This is a genomic window from Methylophaga sp. UBA4204, from assembly GCF_002379485.1.
Taxonomy (GTDB): Bacteria; Pseudomonadota; Gammaproteobacteria; order Nitrosococcales; family Methylophagaceae; genus Methylophaga.
The window spans coordinates 1-1,404 of the sequence record NZ_DFTU01000069.1 but is presented as its reverse complement, the minus strand read 5'-3'; the positions used below and the strand labels follow the sequence as shown (position 1 = coordinate 1,404).

Here is a 1,404-nt window from a genome sequence, read left to right as displayed (position 1 = left end):
AAATTATCTTCTAAAGGAACAATTTCCACCAGATCCATACCTGGCTGTATGACTCCGCCAATAGTGTTGATCATCAAACGTTTTATGGTTCCTTTCATAGGCGAACGTACATTCGTCCGGGTCACCCGATCTTTTAATGCCGATACAGATTCTTCGGTGCGTGCCATTTCAGCTCGCACCTCACTGAGCTCTCTTGCCGCTTCTGACTCAAACCGGGTAACCGCTTCATTTATTTTCTGCTGAACTTCATCAATCGAAGAGCGAATACGCGGAATCGCCAGACGATTCGACTCCATTTCACCTTTCAGATCATTGACGGTACGTTTCAGTCTCAATATCTCAACTTCTGACATGACGCCGGCCGCCAGAAGAGGTTCGGACATTTGTAATTCCTGATTACTCAACTCAAAACTGCGACTGAGCTGCTGTTGCTTGGCCTGTTTTTCAACCAGTTCCTGTCGGCGCTGTTCAACTTGTCTTTTTAAAACATCAATTGTGCTTTGCAATTGTAATTGTCGGGATTGATATAATCCCCGCTCTTCTGCAGCGAGTTCCGGTTGATTGATCATCAGTTCATCGGGAAGCTCCAATGGCTTGCCCTCACTTTCGGCACTCAATCTCGCCGTTCTGGCCACCAACTCCCAGTAAGTTAATTTTGATTCACGAAAAGATGATGAAAAACGTGTGTCATCAATTTTTAACAGCACATCGCCTTTTTCAACCATTTGTCCTTCACTCACCAGAACATCCGCCAGAATGCCGCCTTCGAGATTTTGAATTATCTGAACTTTGCTGGAGGGAACTACTTTTCCCTGCCCCCGTGTGACTTCATCAATTTCTGCAACACTCGCCCACCATAAAGCAATGCCTATAAAAGCTGCGATCAGCAATAATAGAATATGCCCTCCCCAATGGGTTGAGGCCATCGTTGCCGCACTGATTTCAGACATGAAATTGACATCGTCATTATTTTTTTTAAACCAGGCCATCCAATTACCCTTTCGAAACCCGGATATGTCCGCTCTTTAACGCAGCCAGAATTTGTTCACGTGGCCCATCGGCTACTAAATTACCCTGATCCATCACTAACACACGATCCACCAGGCTTAATAAAGAGGCACGATGTGTAACCAGAATAAGCGATTTATCTTTGATAATTTCACCCAGTTTGGTTTTAAAGCGTTCTTCACTACTGTTATCCATGGAATTGGTTGGCTCATCCAAAACCAACACGGGAGGATCCAGTAATAAAGCCCGCGCCACGGCAATACTCTGACGCTGTCCACCGGAAAGGCCTTCACCACGTTCACCGACAGGCATATCAAACCCTGATGGGTGCCGATTGATAAACTCAGTCACGCCGGCTATTTCAGCCGCTCGTAATACTGCGGCATCATCAGCAAA

General features: G+C 45.9%; 2 protein-coding genes. Both read right to left on the bottom strand.

The features are described 5' to 3' along the window. The coding region (locus B3182_RS10195) for an HlyD family type I secretion periplasmic adaptor subunit (protein WP_292752655.1) at positions 1-989 on the bottom strand (989 nt) is incomplete at its 3' end. Between the two features lie 4 nt (positions 990-993). Continuing rightward, the coding region (locus B3182_RS10190) for an ATP-binding cassette domain-containing protein (RefSeq protein WP_292752652.1) at positions 994-1,404 on the bottom strand (411 nt) is incomplete at its 5' end.